Here is a 490-nt window from a genome sequence, read left to right on the forward strand (position 1 = left end):
GTAATTAAAGCTCCGAATAAAAGGCGAAAGTCACTTCTTTGGTGATTGTGAAACTCTTTCAAATCACTGCGTATGTCTTTGATATCACCCTTAATGTCTGAGATATCACGTTGAATGTATTCAACGCTAGCTTCCAATTTTGCTACCCGTGAGTCCAAACCATCTCCCCCGTCACCACCATTCTTTCGTATTGGTGTATCTGTCATGGTCAAAAAGTGAACTTTATCCCTCATGATACACCTTTATCAGAAAAATACTTTAAGACTATGTAAGTCGCTATACGGTGAATATTACCGCAGTTTTGGCATACTAACGGAATTGTCGGAGTGGAAAGTAGTCGCTTAGTTCTGGATTGATCAGGACTAACTTCAACCAAATCCAAAAGGCTGAAGCTAATTTCTTCCCCTTTTGTCGTTGGTATCGCTGGCTTTTCTGTTGTTTGGCAGCAAGGACATTTATAGTTCTTAAGTTTCACATCGAAGAACTCTTC

General features: G+C 39.8%; 2 protein-coding genes. Both read right to left on the reverse strand.

Going from position 1 to position 490, the window contains the following annotated elements:
• A partial coding sequence (locus AB4653_RS28075) for a hypothetical protein (protein ID WP_372105908.1) occupies nucleotides 1-233 on the reverse strand: 233 nt, incomplete at its 3' end.
• Nucleotides 230-490: hypothetical protein (locus AB4653_RS28080; protein ID WP_372105910.1), on the reverse strand; the 261-nt coding region annotated here is incomplete at its 5' end. The genes AB4653_RS28080 and AB4653_RS28075, both read right to left, overlap by 4 nt.

It is taken from the genome of Vibrio sp. 10N.222.48.A3 (assembly GCF_041475345.1).
Classification (GTDB): domain Bacteria; phylum Pseudomonadota; class Gammaproteobacteria; order Enterobacterales; family Vibrionaceae; genus Vibrio; species Vibrio tasmaniensis_A.